This is a genomic window from Mesorhizobium sp. ORM8.1 (assembly GCF_053005525.2).
This window is the reverse complement of the sequence record NZ_CM132600.1, coordinates 2424265-2439733: the sequence shown is the minus strand read 5'-3', so window position 1 is coordinate 2439733 and position 15469 is coordinate 2424265. Positions and strand designations below refer to the sequence as shown.

Sequence of the window (15469 nt, the reverse complement as noted above, 5' to 3'; positions counted from 1 at the left end):
TCCTTTTGCATGCATGACCGCCGCTACCGACGACGCAAGACCGCGCCCGTTGGTGCATCGCTTCCTTGCCGCTCCGCGACGCGGAGCGGGTTAGTCCAACGTGCATTATGCCGATGTCCGGATTAGGGACTGTCAGGAGTTCTGTGCGCGAGGCCATGATGATGAAAAGGAGAGAATCATCACATGGCTATCGAGAAGGAACTTCTTGACCAACTGCTTGCGGGTCGCGATCCGAATGAGGGTTTTCGCCAGAGACGGACTGCTCGACGATCTGAAGAAGGCGCTTTCTGAGCGGATTCTGAACGCTGAACTGGACGAGCACCTTGACGATGAAGGCGACGCCGGCAACGCCAATCGCCGCAACGGCCATTCGAAGAAGTCGGTTCTGACGGGCACGTCGAAGATGACGCTTTCGATCCCGCGCGATCGGGCCGGAACGTTCGATCCGAAGTTGATTGCCAAATACCAGCGCCGATTTCCGGACTTCGACGACAAGATCATCTCCATGTACGCGCGCGGCATGACGGTTCGCGAAATCCGCGGTCATCTCGAGGAGCTCTATGGCATCGAGGTGTCGCCGGACCTGATCTCGGCCATCACCGACGCCGTCCTGGACGAAGTGGCCGAATGGCAGAACAGGCCGCTCGACATCTGCTATCCACTGGTCTTCTTCGATGCCATCCGGGTCAAGATCAGGGACGAAGGCTTCGTTCGCAACAAAGCCATCTACATCGCGCTCGGCATCCTGCCCGATGGCACCAAGGACATACTCGGCATCTGGATCGAGCAGACCGAGGGCGCCAAGTTCTGGCTGCGCGTCATGAACGAACTGAAGAACCGTGGCGCCGGCGACATCCTGATCGCCGTCGTCGACGGGCTGAAGGGCTTCCCCGAGGCGATTAACGCCGTCTTCCCGCAGACCGTGGTCCAGACCTGTATCGTGCATCTGATCCGTCATTCGCTCGAGTTCGTGTCGTGGAAGGACCGCAAGCCCGTCGTACCGGCGCTGCGCGCGATCTACCGGGCCAAGGACGCGGAAGCCGGCCTGGCCGCGCTCGATTACGTTCCACGCCGGCTATTGGGGCCAGACATATCCGGCGATCACGCAGAACTGGCGGCGCAACTGGCAGCACGTTGTGCCGTTCTTCGCCTTCCCTGAAAGCGTGCGCCGCATCATCTACACCACGGATGAGACCGACAAGCGTGATTTCGGCTCTCCTGTGCGTTTCTTTGTTCGGCTTCAGGTGAGCTGTTTTTTCGCCCCCGCCTACAGGATTTCCCGTGCGAGCGTGTCGAGACGCAGTCAAGGCTGGCCGGTGCGATTGGCGCCACGGCCGGCTGCGAGGTTTCCAGGCCACGCCTTGATGGCGTCGAGCACGGCGCGATTCTGGAGCGGACCGAGGCGTCGGTCGTGCCGCCACATTTCCTTGTGCTATATTTGTCCGGCACGGACGACCACATGGCAAAGAGTGGTGCGAGAGGATGAGAGTGCCGCCACGCAGCCGTTATAGTCGTTCCTCGTTTGTGGCGTCCGTGCGCCGCTTCGGCCCTCGTGACCGCCAATGCCGAACCATCAGCTCGTAGGCACGTTCGGCATTCTCGGCCGCGGCTTTCTCGCTGTTTCGCAACTCCTTCACGTTGTAGGCGTAAGCCGAACCGCGGCGACCGACACCGCGCTCGCCTGGCGCACCAGCCTTGAGAGCGAGCTGCCTCTGCTTTGCCGCCACCAGCGCCGGGCGAGCCCAGAAGTAGTCCTGCTCCTTTGTCAGCAGATGCCAAATCAACACGGCGAGCTTGCGGGCGAGCGCCACGGCTGCGACCTGATAGCCGCGCTTGTTGCGGATGCGCAGGAAGAAAGCCCTGAGCGGTCCGGGCGCCTTCGCCGCCGCCCAGGTGGCCTCGACCAGCATGGCGCGGGCATGGGAGCGCCCATGTTTGCTGATCCGGCCATATTGCGCCAAGCCAAGACCGGATTGACGCACACGAGGATTGAGGCCGAAGTAGCTCACCAGCTTCTGCGGTTCGCGGAACCGCCGGATGTCGCCGACGGCGGCGATGATATACCACTCGCGACGATGGCGTTCACGCCGGTGATCGTCTGAAGCCGCCGGACTTGCACATCATCAACCGCTTCCCGGGCGATCTCCCGATCGAGGTCAGCCAGATCCTCGGCCAGGCGGTCGATCTCGCGGATGTGGCGAGCGATAGCGGCCCGCTCGTCGTCGGGAAGCACCTGCCGCTCGAGCCAGGCGCGACCCCGACGGTTGAACAGATCGGCATGCGGGCACTTCGGCACGAGATGCGCCTGCAGGATGCCATGCACCTCGTTCTTCACGCGCGTGCGTTGCCGCACGATCTGGTTGCGCCGCGCGACGAGGCGGCGAAGCCGCTCAGTCCGCTCATCGGGAACCCAGACCTCCGGCAGAAAGCCGCTGGCATGGAGCTGCGCCAGAACCCCGGCATCGATCTTGTCGGTCTTGATCCTGGCATGGGCGATCGCCTTCACCTGCATCGGGTTGGCGACAATCACCCGGCCGACATAGGGCGACAGAACCCGCACCACCGCCATGGCGTTGCCCGTAGCCTCGACGACAATCTCATCCGTCCTTCGCAAACTGCGGCCGAACCCTTCCAGTCCCGACCGGGTCATGTCGACCCTCCGTGATGGCGCAGTTGGCCATCTTCCCAAACCACCACCTCCGCAAAGGTGCGGTGGATGTCCATTCCAATCACGCGTCTCATCGGCTCCTCCTCAAACAGTCGGGAGCCGGCGGGCGACGCGACACCTACGGATCCGCGCTCTCGGCGCAACCGGGCAGGTCGCAGGGGCGGCCAGCTACTAACGCGAGCTCGCAGCTCATCGAATACATCGGCCTGCCCGCACTTGGCGTGCTCCCGGTGCCCCTGTCCCGGATGGTCGCACCATACGCCGAAAATCGATCATCTCCAGCGGGGATCGGATGGCACAGTCATGATCATACCGGTTACCAACGCCATCGAGGCGCTGAACTCGAAGCTGCGCCGCGCCGTTCGCACCAGGGGACACTTCCCCAGTGACGATGCGGCCATGAAGCTGCTATATCTTGTTTTGATCCACGCGACCGAGGACTGGAAACGACCGCCGCGCGAATGGTTCGAGGCCAGGACCCAGTTCGCCGTCGTGTTCGGCGAAAGGTTCGTCAGCCAATGACGAAACCGGCCTCGCGCACAGAATTCCTGACAGTCCCCCGGATTATGCCGGCCCCATCGCAGCGATCACCGCCTGCGAATCCGACATCCACCCCCAAGGTCGGCATAATCCGGACATCGGCATAATGCACATAGCAGCGCTGCCAGACGGCCTCCGGCAGCACTTCCTGGATCGCTGCCCTGAGCCCCGGATGATCATCGGAGACGACGAACTCGACGCCGGCGAGCCGCGCTGCTTGAGGCCGGCCACGAATTCGCGCCAGCTCGAATGGCTTTCCCTGTTGGCCAGCTCCACGCCCAGAACCTGGCGCCGGCCCTCCCAGTCCAGCCCGATCGCCACCAGCACCGCCTGGCTGGCGATCACGCCGGCCTCGCGAGCCCGCTCGTAGCGCGCGTCCAAAATGAGATAGGGGTAAGGTTCGGCAAGCCGCGCTCATAGAACGCCTTCAGCGCCTCATCCAGCCGCGCTGTTGCCTGGCTCACCGTCGAGGCCGAGAAGGAATCGCCGCACAACTCCTCGCTGCTCGCCTTGACCTTCCGGGTCGACGGCGCCGATACCCGTGCCCTCTCCGAGCGCGGATTCCATCGGGAACCGGCAGGCCCGATCCTGTGGAACGCCAGGACCGCGACCCGCGTCACAAAGCTTGCGCTCATAATAGCCGGACCGGTAACCAACCCGCTCCGCCGTCCGCTCGCCCTTCTCGGCCCCCCGATCGCCTCGATCATGTCGGCTTCCGAAGCCTCCTGCACGATAATCTGCAAAACTCTGCGGAAGCCGTCCTCATCCGACAACAGCAACGCTTTCAACTCGCTTCTGCTCCGTCTAACTTCTCGTTCGGTCATGGCACTTCCCCTTCCACGGGATGTGTAACCAGCGTGCCATAGCCGCCCCAAACCTCAGAGCAACGACCGCTATCTCTTCAGAACTTTTGCAGAACATTCAGGACACTATCTCTCCTTAGTTCGGGTTCGAATGGGCAACCTCCCGAAAGCTCATGGCCAAGCAGTCCAGATTGTGCTGGGTCATCAAGGCATCAAGAATGCCCTAGGAAGTTTCTCTGAGGCAAAGAGTCACCTCAGCCTGGATGCCGGGAAACGAGATCTTGAGCGTCTTTGCAGATCCGTTGTCAGCGCGCACGACAACCAGCCGCTCCAGCGAGAACAACACCCCGCTGCTGCAACCCGCTCCGGCACTCGGTAAGGGCACATCGCGCCGATTTTACATAAAAGTCTTGTTTTTAGTGATCTCATAACAACAACTTAACAACAAAGAACGGTTTTCCCGGTTAATAAGTGCTACGAATACTCCACGGCGTTTTACATGTTCCGAACAGAAAGCGGTCGCAAAATGATTTAGTTGCAAGAACTAACATCCAGATATTGCGGCAATCGTCTAACGATTTAAATTGAGGTATTTTGCGACCTTCAACGGCTGTCGTCTATTGATTGAAACGAATGCGAGATCCCAGCGTAATGTATAGTGCAGAAGTGGTCAGGAATTACATCGATGGTGAATGGCGGGATTGTTTTTCCCGAAGACGGATCGAGGTAGATGACCCATCAAATGCCGAAATTATCGCCGTCATAGCAGAAGCAGGCGCCAAAGAGGTCCAGCTCGCCGTTGCTGCAGCTCACCGCGTTTTTCGCGATCGCGTTCTAATCGACATGCATCCCTATGATCGTGGGTGCCTGTTGTTTCGCGTTGCCAATGCCATCGAGGAGCGCAGTGATCAGATCGCGGCCATTAACTGCACCGAAACGGGAAAAGCATTAGAGCTCGCCCAAGGCGAAGTTCATACCGCGGTCAAATACCTCAGGTACTACGGTGGACTGGCCGACAAGCTTGAGGGGCGTTCGATCCCCCGGGGGCCAACCTCCTCGATTTCACTGTCAAAAGTCCGTTCGGCGTATCTGCGCAGATCGTTCCTTGGAATGGTCCACTGGAATTGACGGCCCGGTCGCTCGCCTGCGCTATTGCAACCGGCAACTCGGTGGTAGTCAAGTCATCAGAGTTGGCGCCCCTGTGCGGAATTGAGATCGCACGTGCCTGCGAGGCCGCGGGCATGCCTGCCGGAGCGGTCAACGTGCTCGCTGGTTACGGCCAAACGGCAGGGCAAATGCTGATCGGTCATCCCGATGTTCGCCACATTGTCTTCACGGGCTCTATTATGACGGGGCGAAGGATCCTCAAGACGGCGGCGGAGCGGATCGTGCCCTGCATTATGGAACTCGGCGGCAAGTCGGCTGCGATTGTGTATTCCGATGCTGATCTCGATGCGGTTGTGGAAGCTGTGCGGATAGGAACCTTCACTAATGCCGGCCAGAACTGCAACGGCCTTACACGTCTGATTGTGGAGTATTCGGTTGCATCTGAACTGGAAGAAAGACTGAAGGCTCTCATCGAAGGGCTGTCTGTCGGTCCAGGGCGCGAGAACTGCGATATCACCCCGTTAATCTCCCACATGCAGCGACAGGGAGTCGAGCGAGCCTGCCGGATAGCCCACTCGCAGGGCGCACGACTTGTGATAGGCGGAACTGCACTTTCCCAGCGGAGCGGCTATTTCATGGCGGCCACGGTATTTGCTGATGTTGCTCGGGACAGCAGTCTCTTCCAGAAAGAGGTATTCGGTCCCGTTCTCGCTGTCACCACTTTCGATGATCCGTTTATGGCGACTGAACTTGCGAACGACACTGATCAAGGCCTGGCAGCCGGCGTGTTCACGCGGGATCTCGACCGCAGCCTTTGGACCGCGGATCGCCTTTGGGCGGGCCAAGTGTACGTTAACGGATGGTACGTCGGCGGAGTAGAAACTCCATTCGGTGGAGTAAAGCAATCCGGATACGGCAGAGAGAAAGGTCAAGAAGCACTTGACGGCTACACTCAAACAAGAAACTTCGGTATTCAGGTTTCGCCCCCGTTCTCCGGAAGGGCAGAAAGCAGAGGCCGGTAGAGTCGAACTTGTCCATTCCGACCAGCTCGAGGAGACTGGAGTTAACTTTCCGCAGGTCTGGTCTTTCGGATTGGCCTTGGCCGCCTCGTCTCGTTCAGCTTCGACCTCCCGAATCAACTCCAAGGCCAAGACGAGCCGGCGACGCAGACGGTCCAGCTCAGCCCGAAGATGGTGCGCCAATTCCTGGCGGTCGCCGGTCCGGACGGCTGCAAGATCACGATCCCATGAGTGCCGAGAAGGGCAGAGAAGGTCTCTTGTGTATCCCCGCGCGAACAGCAATGGTTAGATGCGGTTCTCCATGCGCAGCCTCTCCTGCACTAGCAGGCGGTTGAAGAAGTCTGACGTATTGCCTTGAGGATGGCCTCGTCGCCGTCGTGGTAGGCGAATGTGATCTCGATCAAGCCGTCGTCGAGCAATTCGGCATGGCCATCGCCTGTGACTTCATACATCTCATCACACCCTGCCCATGTGAAGTCAACGTCGAGGGGCTGTAGCTCAGATCGAGGCCGCGGCTTGCAGGGCGCCAAAGGCGATCTCACCGTGGTTGTCGGGTCCGATGGCGATGGTTGCGGATCCACCGAGGTTCAGGTAACCGCGATCCCACAGATCGGCTTCGATGATCCGCCAGCGGCCGATCAGTTGGCAGCCCGCGGGCGCGGTCATTTCGGCGCCGCCAAGAGCTTGGGCAGCCGCACCAGATTGTACGCGGCGGCCGCGAAGGTGAAGGCCCACCCAACGCGACGACGCGGCCTGGGACCATTCGGTGTTCTCCAAAAACCGTGACCGGCTGCTGGAGGGCGATATCGCGGCGAAGTTCCTGGCGGCCGTGCTGGTGCAGCCGAAAGTCAAGAAGCTCCTGTCCACGGATCACTTCTCGGTCGATGGCACGCTGATCGAGGCCTGGGCTTCGACGAAGTGGGTCAAGCCAAAGGGCGGGGCAAGGAGGTCAGGTTGTGCTTCATGGGACATGGGCTGATGGAGAACCGCCACGGCCTGCTGGTCAAGCCTGTCTGACGACGGACATGCCGAGCGGGTGGCGGCCATGCACATGATCGAACTTCGCGCCGACCGGCCACGGGCGATCACCCTCGGCGCCGACAAGGCCTATGACGCAGAGGACTTCGTCAACGAGTTCCGCTCGATGAAGGTGACAGTGTCCGGGTTCGGCGCAATCATCCATTGCGGGCGATCCTGGCGATAGTGACTGAAGCCCTGTCGACGCATCAAGATCCACCTAGCTGAACAGTTCGCCAGTTCGATCGTCGCCGCCGCGCACTCCTCACCTCCGAATCCCTTCGGAGCCAGTGAATCATCGCTGCGGTCCGGTGGCGAGAGCCTTTACAGCCTGCTAGGTGCTCGCGCTCGCAGTGAATGCGTTTGGCGTCCTCCTCATCTGGTGTGGGCACCCGCACCATGCTGCAGGCCTAACGGTCCCCTTGAAGGTAGGCTGCAAGCACGCGCAGCATGCCTCGCGCAATCGATGCTCGACAATCTAGGAGAGACGCGCTCTCACGTTGATTGCCGCGCCGCAGTTCTTGGCCCGAGGGGCACGCCGATTGACGAGACTGCTGGTTGGCTCGATCACATGAGGGGCGATGCTGTGCGTGGTCAAGAAATTGATGGAGCCAGAAGCCGTAACGCCCGGCCTCGAAGCAGCAAGAAAGTGCCGGTTCCGGGCAAGACACGGGTTTGCAATGATGAGAGAGACGACAGGAGAGCGGCCGTCTCGCGGCGCCGATCTTGTGAAACCACGGCGTATCCACTCCTGGCAAGCCGGCGGTAACAAGCCATGTCGATCGGCTGAGTTCCATCGCGATGAAGATGACGTTCTCGTGGTCAATTGTATCGAGGACATGTGGCTTCCTTCACAGGAGGTCGGATATCCGCCACTCTCGACGATCTCCGCCCTCATAGCCAAACCACACCTCGACGGGCTTGCCCTTCGGCAGATCGGCGAGGTGGGCGTCTAGCGTGGGCGGAAATTCTTTTGAACTCTTCCACGATCCAGGCATCCTGCGCCGGATGGCGCGGCCGCACGCTCATGTGCGAGAAGCCGAGTTCCTTCGGCAGCTTGCCCACGTAGCGCTCGCGATATGCGACGCCGAAAGGATCCGCGATAACGCGCTGCATATCGATGCGCCGCCAGCGTCCCTCGCCGTCAACCGCCAGGCCCGGTCCCGTCTCGACGATTTTGCGCCAGTTCGGCCTTCTCTTCCGGCGACAGGCGCGGCATGCGGCCGCCATACCAGGCATCCTTCAGTCCGTCAGGGCCATCCTCGTTGAAGCGATGCACCCAGTCCCGCAGCATCTGGCGGGCCATGCCGCCGATCCGTGCAGCATCTTCCCGGCTCTTCCGTCCATGAGCCCAGCCGGCGACAACAAGCTCCTGCTCTGGTTGGCGTCCTTCGCCGCCTTCGCCGGTCGCCGAAGCGCCACAGCCGAATAGTCCATCCGCATCTTCACCCCTGATCCCATCGTCCGAATCCTCCTCGCGACAAAGAATCACGGATCAGTCGAGGCGGGAACCCTAGAGAGTCAGCCCTCAGAGCCTTTGGTATAAAAGGCTCTCGATGAGATCCGGCGGAATGTAAGATGTCAGGCGGAATGGTTCTATGGCTGTGATCTTTCAACCGGGTGGTGCATCGGACCCCGACTGAGAAGATTGACGTTGTGGAGGGACCATGATTGCCACAGGAGGATGTCCACAAGAATGCCCGCATTAGACGGCACCGAGAGCGAATTGCAAGGCAGGTTGAGAGTGGCCAAACCCAGAAGGGCCTTTGCCGGAGCCGCAGGGCTTTCGCAAGCGAATCAATCGATATCATCTCCGAAGGCGTGAGCGGAACTTAGATGTCCACTCGGTCGGTCCGCTCGAGCGATAGTAGATTTGTGAGTGCGGCGATATCACTTCGCCCTGCTCTTTTCGATTAGAGCGATCGTAAACTGTCGAAGGACAATAGAACCGCCCGATTAGAAATGATTGTGAAATGAGTCGCCTTTCTGGTGAACTATGCAACAACCCAGCGTTCGGCCGGTGGCAGTTAGCTCATTAGGCTTGGCCGAGCGCCTGCCCAAGAACTAACCAGGCTAAGTGTTCTCAGGGAATTTCTTCCGCAGGAAAAATCGCCGGAATCCTTGTGGATAATTCGGTAATTGACCAAACGTCTCGTAACCGAGAGACCGATAGAATGCCGGAGCTTGAAACTCAAATGTGTTTAGCCACACTCCGACACATCTTCTACTAAGAGCCCAATCTTCTGCGGACCTTACTAATTGAGTGCCAATTTTCCGCCCCCGCAGTTCCTTGGGTACAAATAGGAATTCGATGTACAGCCAGTCATAGTAGCAGATTGCCCAGAGCCCACCTGTGGTTCGACCGCTCGCCGGGTCCTTGGTGAGCACTGCAAACGACCTAAGGTCGTAAACAGCGCCCATGCTTTCATTGTAATTGTCTAATGCATTCAAAATAGCTTGGCGATCGCAATCGTCAGGCTGCTCTCTTGTCTGAATAAGGCTATTCACAGTGAACCTCTGCTTCAAGATCTGCGTTGTAGTTTGGCTTTAGCTGTGTCGAAAGACGAGTGGATGTGCGGGATCGTTCCGAATGGAGCGGCGCTCCCGGTGACACTACTTGCGAGACAGAGATCCGACGCGAAAGCCCTTGAGCGGGTCGGCTGACTGAAAGGTCAGTAGACGCGCTCCGATGGGATGGCGATGACAAGCATTGCTGGCACCTCGGTCTCCCGCGGAAGTCGCGAGAATACTGGAACCACTCATCTATTCCCTTAGCAGGTGAAGGAATGTTCACGAGAGTCCCTTCTGAATCCGATTTGGATTCAGGGCGAATAGTATTCGGTTGCGTGAGCATTCACAGCTGCCGCCCGGACGCTACCGGCTGTCGACCCTGAGTCGATGCTTACACGTTCCCGCCAGGGGAACCGTTGCGAACCGCGAAGGTCTTCGTTCCATCTTGGCTGATCCCGACATCATAGAACATGCGGTCACGCACTGAATTGTTCTGATCGAACGTCAGCACACGCGGCTTGATCTCTGCGAGCTGATGCTCCCCAATGTATGCGGAGGAGCAAACGATGATCTTATCACCAATCTGGCAGGTGCGAGCAGCGGCTCCGTTCAGCACACAGCAACGAGACCCCCTTTCGCCGTAAATGACATACGTGCTGATCCGCGCGCCAGTGGCCGTATTCCATATATCAACGAACTCTAACGGGAGGATACCTGCCTCGCTGCAATGATCCGGATCGAGAGTTATCGAGCCATGATAATTCAGATCTGCTCCGGTAACAGTGATGCCGTGCAACTTAGAGCCCACGATTCTTATCATTCAGAGGTTTCCTTTTCCAATCAACGGCCGCGACGGAGACGATTGACCGCGCCGCGTGCTAAACGGCATTGCGCCTTCAACACAACAGTTGCAAACCTCGTGCCGATTTCAGCCAGTCGGGTGAGGTCAGAAAATTATATTCCAATTCAAACGCTTGGCCTCAGACGAGACAAGCTTAGTTTTGGAAGGCTGTCTGGAACCAGACAAGCGACACGGATATGGGATCTTCGTCACACGACGTCGTAGGCCAGAAGCAGACGTGAGCCATGGGGAGCGGTGTCGCTAACGCGGCCTCTTTGTCGCTTCACCTTCGCGGCCGCCGCGTACAATCTGGTGCGGCTGCCCAAGCTCTTGGCGGCGCCGAAATGACCGCGCCCGCAGGCTGCCAACTGATCGGCCGCTGGCGGATCATCGAAGCCGATCTGTGGGATCGCGGTTACCTGAACCTCGGTGGATCCGCAACCATCGCCATCGGACCCGACAACCACGGTGAGATCGCCTTTGGCGCCCTGCAAGCCGCGGCCTCGATCTGAGCTACAGCCCCTCGACGTTGACTTCACATGGGCAGGGTGTGATGAGATGTATGAAGTCACAGGCGATGGCCATGCCGAATTGCTCGACGACGGCTTGATCGAGATCACATTCGCCTACCACGACGGCGACGAGCGTCAGACTTCTTCAACCGCCTGCTAGGAGTAGTTCTATGACAACGCAGCGCGTTGAGGCGATCACGTCAGTCGAGCGACGTCGGCGCTGGTCTCGGGCGGAGAAGGAACGGCTGGTCGCTGCAACGCTGGACCCCGGGCCAGTGTTTCAGAGATCGCTCGGTCGGCCGGCATTCACGTGAGCCAGCTTTTCCGATGGCGCAAGGAGCTCTGCCGGATGCTCGCGCGCCATCCATCGCGCAATTCGTAGGTCGCTCGAGGCGTAGTATACTGCCGCCGGTGGTGCATGCCCACTGAAGGGCCGATCGTCCCGCACGTAAGTCCAGATGCGCCCGATCGTGCACTTGCTCTTCGCCAGGATGCGGATGGTGGTGTCGTCGCCATGGAGGCGCTCGGCCGCGAGCACATGGCGCTCGATCAGATGGAAGAGCGGCATGACGGCGAAGGTTCCGTGGCCGACCTGATCGGCCGGCGTCGACAGCGGCAGGTCGATCCCCTCGGCCTTGAAGCGCGTGCTCTGACGGTTGAGCGGAGTGTGCATGCCGAACTTGTCGAACAGGATCATCGCCAGCAGCTGCGGACCGATGAAGCCGCGTGGCGTGGCATGGAACGGCGCCGGCGGCTGGCTGATCTTCTCGCAATCGCAGCAGGTGAACTTTTCGCGAACCGTCTCGATCAGCTTGAAGCGGCGCGGGATCTCTTCCAGCGTCTCGGTCACGTCCTCGCCCAGCTTCGACAGCCGAGGCCCGCCGCAGCAGGCGCAGGTGGTGGGAGGCTCGATGACGACGCGCTCGCGCTCGATATTGTCTGGCCAGGTTTTACGCACTGGCCGCTTGCGCGTGAAGGAACGCACGCTCTGGGTCCTTGCCGCCGCAGCGGCCGCGGTAAGCTCGTCCTCGCTCGCCGCGGTCACGAGGTCTTCGAGTTGCAATTCCAACTGCTCGATCAGCCGCGCCGTGCGCCCGGAGCGCTGCTCGTACAGTTCGCGTTTCAGCTTTTCGATGCGCAGCTCGAGATGCGCAATCCGCATCTCGGTGTCGGACAGCATGGCTTGCGCCTTGGCCGCTTCGGCCTGCCAGTCGGAGGCCTCCGTCTGCGCCACGTCGCGCAGCCGTGCTTCGCGTTCAACCCGCAGCGCCGCCAGGGCACTCGCGAGGTCCGAAGGAAGATCATCCGGCGTCAACGTCATGAGGCCAGTGAATCAGATTTTGCCTGCAATCTCAAAATGTAAATGCTAGCCGACCCGCGTCGGCCGCCATGTCTCCTGAGGGTGATGGTAATCGATCCCGGACAGGAGATAGAGTTACTGCGCCGTCGGAATTGTAACGCTTCCATCTGCCAGAGATGGCAAGAGGTAGAGCCGCGCTCAACACGCTTGGTAACAGGAACGATTCTTGTCCATCATGCCGAATGATCGTCAGGAAAGCGCCTCTTTTACAGCGAAAGCAGAGAAATATGATCGCTCAGCGGATCCATCTCCAAGATCTCCTGCACGCGTAGAGCAAGGCTCGGAAAGCCGCAGCTCGTCACTGACGCCCTGATCATGGCGATCTGGCGCAGGGGCAAGCCTGACAGCCTGCTGCATCACTCAGACCAGGGATCGCAATACACGAGCGAGCAGTTCCAGCGGCTCATGGCCGATCACGGCATCACCTGCTCAATGAGCAGGTCGGGCAATGTCTGGGATAATGCTGCGATGGAGAGCTTCTTCTCGTCGCTTAAGACCGAGCGCACGGCGCGCAAGGTCTACAGGACGAGGGATGACGCCAGGGCGGATGTGTTCGATTACATCGAGCGCTTCTATAACCCTCGGCGAAGGCACTCGACCCTCGGCTATCTGAGCCCCGTCGAGTTCGAGGAACAAGCTATGCTAGCTTAACCTCGTGTCCGAAAAACCGGCAGCAGGCCAACCTTCGCCAAGCGACCCTCGCGATGCGCCTTGCGCCAGGCAAACAGCAGCGGATGGAAATCCCGTGAGGCCGCCCTGCCGCGGAGCCTGCCGCGGAGCCGAATAGCTCTCCTCGGCGATCCGCAGCTTCTCCTCCTCCGACAAGCGGCGCCGGCGGGCCAGTGCCAACAATCTCGAGCCGAGTGACTTGGCGGCAGTCAGTAGCGATATCCATACCTGCAGTCAGCTATACAATCCGTTCCGGCAAGGCGGCCGTCCTCGGACGCGTACGGAGAACGAACAGGCTGCCTCCATGGAACTCCTGGCAGAGGCTGCCACACGCCGGGTTAACCGTGGTTCGATCCCGGCGCATCTTCCTCGCGTGGAGATGGTGGTCGAAATCGATGACCATGTCTGGCCTTGCCGCCGCAACGGGCTGCACCGGATCGGCGAAGACGTAAGCGAGCGGCTCGACATCGTTCCGGCGCAGCTTCGCATGATCACTGCCGCCGGATAAACTCACATGAAGCGCTAATGCTCTAAGCTACTCGGGAGAAAACAGAAATGATACGCTTTTCCTCTCAGTCGCTTATTCGTCAGCGACGCTCGTTGGTCACGACTTCGCGCCCTTGGGCCGGGACAGCGCGGCAAAAGGCGTGTGATTTTGCCGTTCGCCAAGCATCGGTGTAATTGACCAGGAAATTAAATCGGCGGCACGCTTAAGTATCGCTTCTGTCTGGTCAAGCCTGGGCGAAACCGCGAGGATATGTCCGATGCAGTCTCGATAGTCGCCGTTTCTGACGATAGGAGATTTGGGTTGAACGTACAACTTCGCCCCAACGACACCCGAGACAGCGGCAGCCCGATCGACGCCGCCGATCCAATCGAGCGTGCCATCATTGTCGGCGATCAGAAATCGCGCGGCGGCAGTCTGTGACTGGCTTGGGCGTAAATCGCATTGCTTCCCGATCACAAGCTTGAGATGCTCCGTGATGAGATCAATACCGCAGGCCAGATGGATCAGCTGCGGCTCGAGCGCACCAGCAAGGCGGGGATTGACCTCGATGACGACGGGACCATGCTTTGCCCATCGGAGTTCTATGTTCGCCGGCCCCCAGCTAAGGCCCAACGCTTGCAAACACCTCAGGGAAACATCGGAAATACGTTCTTGCTGGTCAGCACTTATAGGAGCCGGACATTTCATATGGCGGAAAACGAAATGCGGTGGCGCGCCGAAGTCAGCGGCGACAATCCCAATTACCTGGTTTTCCAAGACCTCCACGCTAAAGAATGGGCCTTCTGCGAACTCTTCCATCAGGATCTTCGGCGAAGATCGCCATGCGTGTTGGCCGCTCAACAGATAGGTGAGATGTTGGTGTAGCTCATCGCGGTCGCGGCACAATCGGACGCCAATGCTGCCGCTGCCAACGGCTGGCTTGACTATAACCGGAAGCCCAATCTGCGCAGCCCAGCCTTCCGCCTCCGCTGCGTCCGCTACTAAGCGATAAGCAGGCACTGGAACGCCGAAGCGGGCGAGGAGCTGACGTTGAGTCAACTTATCGCACGATCGTTCGATAGACACGGGGTCCGGTCCCGGCAAATCGAAGTACCGGCAGAGTTTTGCGACCGTTGCAGAGACCGACTCGTCAAAATCCGCAAATCCAGAAATGCCGGCAATGTCATAGGTCGCACGTAGCTTCGAACATTGGCGGATTAGCGAATCGAGGTCATTTATATCGACACGGACGGAATCAACGTGTGCCGCCGCAACATACTCGTAGCAGCTTGGGTCTCCCGCCAAGACAATTGTATGAATGCCAAGGCGGTGAGCCGCTTGCACGTATGGCAGACCACTAGTCTTGTGACCTCCAAGCAGGATAAGTGCTCGTTTTACCATTAGCATTTCCTCCGTAGATGGCCTCGGACCAACTCGATCTCGTCTCTTACCGACCCCCATTTCCGCAGTTGATCGTACCAGCGCCAGCGATGTGCAGTTGCGAAGAATTCACGAATTTTTAGGACGTCCGTTTTACATTCTGTCCGTCTGTTTAGCGGCCCCTCGAGGTGATGTTCGTTAGCCATCGCGCGTACATTGGATTAAACTGGAAAGAGCCGGGCCAACGACAGTCGGAGGGGCTGCCTGCGGCTAGCGAGAACACACTGCTTCGGATGATCCGCCCCAATCGCGTTCGCGCTCCAGCTCGATCACCGCTGGGTGGCGGCCGGCACAGAAACGGCAACGGGGTTATCGGGAGCCACGACATAATCCGGCAAAGCCCGTTTCATGGGGGCTCAACCGGCGGCGCCCTTATAAACTAGGCTGGTCGCGACAGCGTACTGAAGCGCCATCGCCGCCACTGTGCCCCGGCGCGAATGCCGTGGCCAAGACCGGCACTGATCCTCTTCGCTCGGGCGACGACGCCGCTCGGCC

General features: G+C 59.5%; 11 protein-coding genes and 11 pseudogenes. 9 read left to right on the top strand and 13 right to left on the bottom strand.

Going from position 1 to position 15469, the window contains the following annotated elements; all coding sequences use genetic code 11:
- Window positions 1-183: 183 nt before the first annotated feature.
- Window positions 184-1190 (top strand): annotated as a pseudogene (locus ACVDG8_RS12520) (IS256 family transposase); the annotation flags it as partial.
- Window positions 1191-1505: 315 nt separating this feature from the next.
- On the opposite strand, the pseudogene ACVDG8_RS12515 reads toward ACVDG8_RS12520, so the two are convergent.
- Window positions 1506-2724, bottom strand: a pseudogene (locus tag ACVDG8_RS12515) (IS110 family RNA-guided transposase).
- A gap of 250 nt (window positions 2725-2974) precedes the next feature.
- On the opposite strand from ACVDG8_RS12515, the pseudogene ACVDG8_RS12510 reads away from it, so the two are divergent.
- A pseudogene (locus tag ACVDG8_RS12510) lies at window positions 2975-3190 on the top strand (transposase); the annotation flags it as partial.
- Between the two features lie 121 nt (window positions 3191-3311).
- On the opposite strand, the pseudogene ACVDG8_RS12505 reads toward ACVDG8_RS12510, so the two are convergent.
- Window positions 3312-4032 (bottom strand): annotated as a pseudogene (locus ACVDG8_RS12505) (IS256 family transposase); the annotation flags it as partial.
- 630 nt (window positions 4033-4662) lie between these two features.
- Between ACVDG8_RS12505 and ACVDG8_RS12500 the strand changes: the two are divergent.
- Window positions 4663-5139, top strand: coding sequence for an aldehyde dehydrogenase family protein (locus ACVDG8_RS12500; RefSeq protein WP_455707718.1), 477 nt, complete (start codon window positions 4663-4665; stop codon window positions 5137-5139).
- Complete coding sequence (locus ACVDG8_RS12495; RefSeq protein WP_455707829.1) at window positions 5109-6140, top strand: aldehyde dehydrogenase family protein; 1032 nt, start codon at window positions 5109-5111, stop codon at window positions 6138-6140. Before ACVDG8_RS12500 ends, ACVDG8_RS12495 begins: the two co-directional genes overlap by 31 nt.
- Before the next feature lie 60 nt (window positions 6141-6200).
- Here the strand turns inward: ACVDG8_RS12495 and ACVDG8_RS12490 are convergent.
- From ACVDG8_RS12490 to ACVDG8_RS12475, 4 genes and pseudogenes are all read right to left on the bottom strand, one after another.
- Window positions 6201-6461: pseudogene (locus ACVDG8_RS12490) on the bottom strand (IS110 family transposase); the annotation flags it as partial.
- A complete protein-coding gene (locus ACVDG8_RS12485) occupies window positions 6458-6589 on the bottom strand; it encodes a hypothetical protein (RefSeq protein WP_447254969.1) in 132 nt (43 codons plus the stop codon). The pseudogene ACVDG8_RS12490 and the gene ACVDG8_RS12485, both read right to left, overlap by 4 nt.
- A gap of 46 nt (window positions 6590-6635) precedes the next feature.
- Window positions 6636-6803, bottom strand: a complete 168-nt coding sequence (locus ACVDG8_RS12480; RefSeq protein ID WP_447254965.1) for a hypothetical protein — start codon at window positions 6801-6803, stop codon at window positions 6636-6638.
- Window positions 6800-6919, bottom strand: a pseudogene (locus ACVDG8_RS12475) (IS5/IS1182 family transposase); the annotation flags it as partial. The gene ACVDG8_RS12480 and the pseudogene ACVDG8_RS12475, both read right to left, overlap by 4 nt.
- Between ACVDG8_RS12475 and ACVDG8_RS12470 the strand changes: the two are divergent.
- A pseudogene (locus ACVDG8_RS12470) lies at window positions 6880-7293 on the top strand (IS5/IS1182 family transposase); the annotation flags it as partial. The pseudogenes ACVDG8_RS12475 and ACVDG8_RS12470 overlap by 40 nt on opposite strands.
- A gap of 196 nt (window positions 7294-7489) precedes the next feature.
- Here the strand turns inward: ACVDG8_RS12470 and ACVDG8_RS12465 are convergent.
- The 5 genes and pseudogenes from ACVDG8_RS12465 to panD form a co-directional block, all read right to left on the bottom strand.
- Window positions 7490-7804: pseudogene (locus ACVDG8_RS12465) on the bottom strand (hypothetical protein); the annotation flags it as partial.
- 244 nt (window positions 7805-8048) lie between these two features.
- Window positions 8049-8270 carry a helix-turn-helix domain-containing protein gene (locus ACVDG8_RS12460; protein ID WP_455707717.1) on the bottom strand — a complete coding sequence of 74 codons (222 nt, stop codon included), beginning with the start codon at window positions 8268-8270 and terminating at the stop codon, window positions 8049-8051.
- Window positions 8271-8298: 28 nt separating this feature from the next.
- Window positions 8299-8460 (bottom strand): helix-turn-helix domain-containing protein, encoded by a 162-nt coding sequence (locus ACVDG8_RS12455; RefSeq protein WP_455707716.1) that lies wholly within the window; start codon window positions 8458-8460, stop codon window positions 8299-8301.
- 767 nt (window positions 8461-9227) lie between these two features.
- Window positions 9228-9575, bottom strand: a complete 348-nt coding sequence (locus tag ACVDG8_RS12450; RefSeq protein ID WP_447257317.1) for a GNAT family N-acetyltransferase — start codon at window positions 9573-9575, stop codon at window positions 9228-9230.
- 481 nt (window positions 9576-10056) lie between these two features.
- Entirely contained in the window at window positions 10057-10485 is a 429-nt protein-coding gene (gene panD / locus ACVDG8_RS12445) for an aspartate 1-decarboxylase (protein WP_447254966.1), read from the bottom strand.
- Between the two features lie 365 nt (window positions 10486-10850).
- Between panD and ACVDG8_RS12440 the strand changes: the two genes are divergently transcribed.
- Complete coding sequence (locus ACVDG8_RS12440) at window positions 10851-11018, top strand: hypothetical protein (protein ID WP_447254965.1); 168 nt, start codon at window positions 10851-10853, stop codon at window positions 11016-11018.
- Window positions 11019-11238: 220 nt separating this feature from the next.
- Window positions 11239-11400: a transposase gene (locus ACVDG8_RS12435; RefSeq protein ID WP_447257316.1), complete on the top strand. Its 162-nt coding sequence runs from the start codon at window positions 11239-11241 to the stop codon at window positions 11398-11400.
- Here ACVDG8_RS12435 and ACVDG8_RS12430 read toward each other — a convergent pair.
- Window positions 11350-12339, bottom strand: a pseudogene (locus tag ACVDG8_RS12430) (IS66 family transposase); the annotation flags it as partial. The gene ACVDG8_RS12435 and the pseudogene ACVDG8_RS12430 overlap by 51 nt on opposite strands.
- Before the next feature lie 330 nt (window positions 12340-12669).
- Between ACVDG8_RS12430 and ACVDG8_RS12425 the strand changes: the two are divergent.
- Window positions 12670-13029: pseudogene (locus ACVDG8_RS12425) on the top strand (IS3 family transposase); the annotation flags it as partial.
- A 349-nt stretch (window positions 13030-13378) separates the two neighbouring features.
- Window positions 13379-13540, top strand: a pseudogene (locus ACVDG8_RS12420) (IS66 family transposase zinc-finger binding domain-containing protein); the annotation flags it as partial.
- A gap of 111 nt (window positions 13541-13651) precedes the next feature.
- On the opposite strand, the gene ACVDG8_RS12415 reads toward ACVDG8_RS12420, so the two are convergent.
- Entirely contained in the window at window positions 13652-14935 is a 1284-nt protein-coding gene (locus ACVDG8_RS12415; protein WP_447254964.1) for an ATP-grasp domain-containing protein, read from the bottom strand.
- Between the last annotated feature and the right edge of the window lie 534 nt (window positions 14936-15469).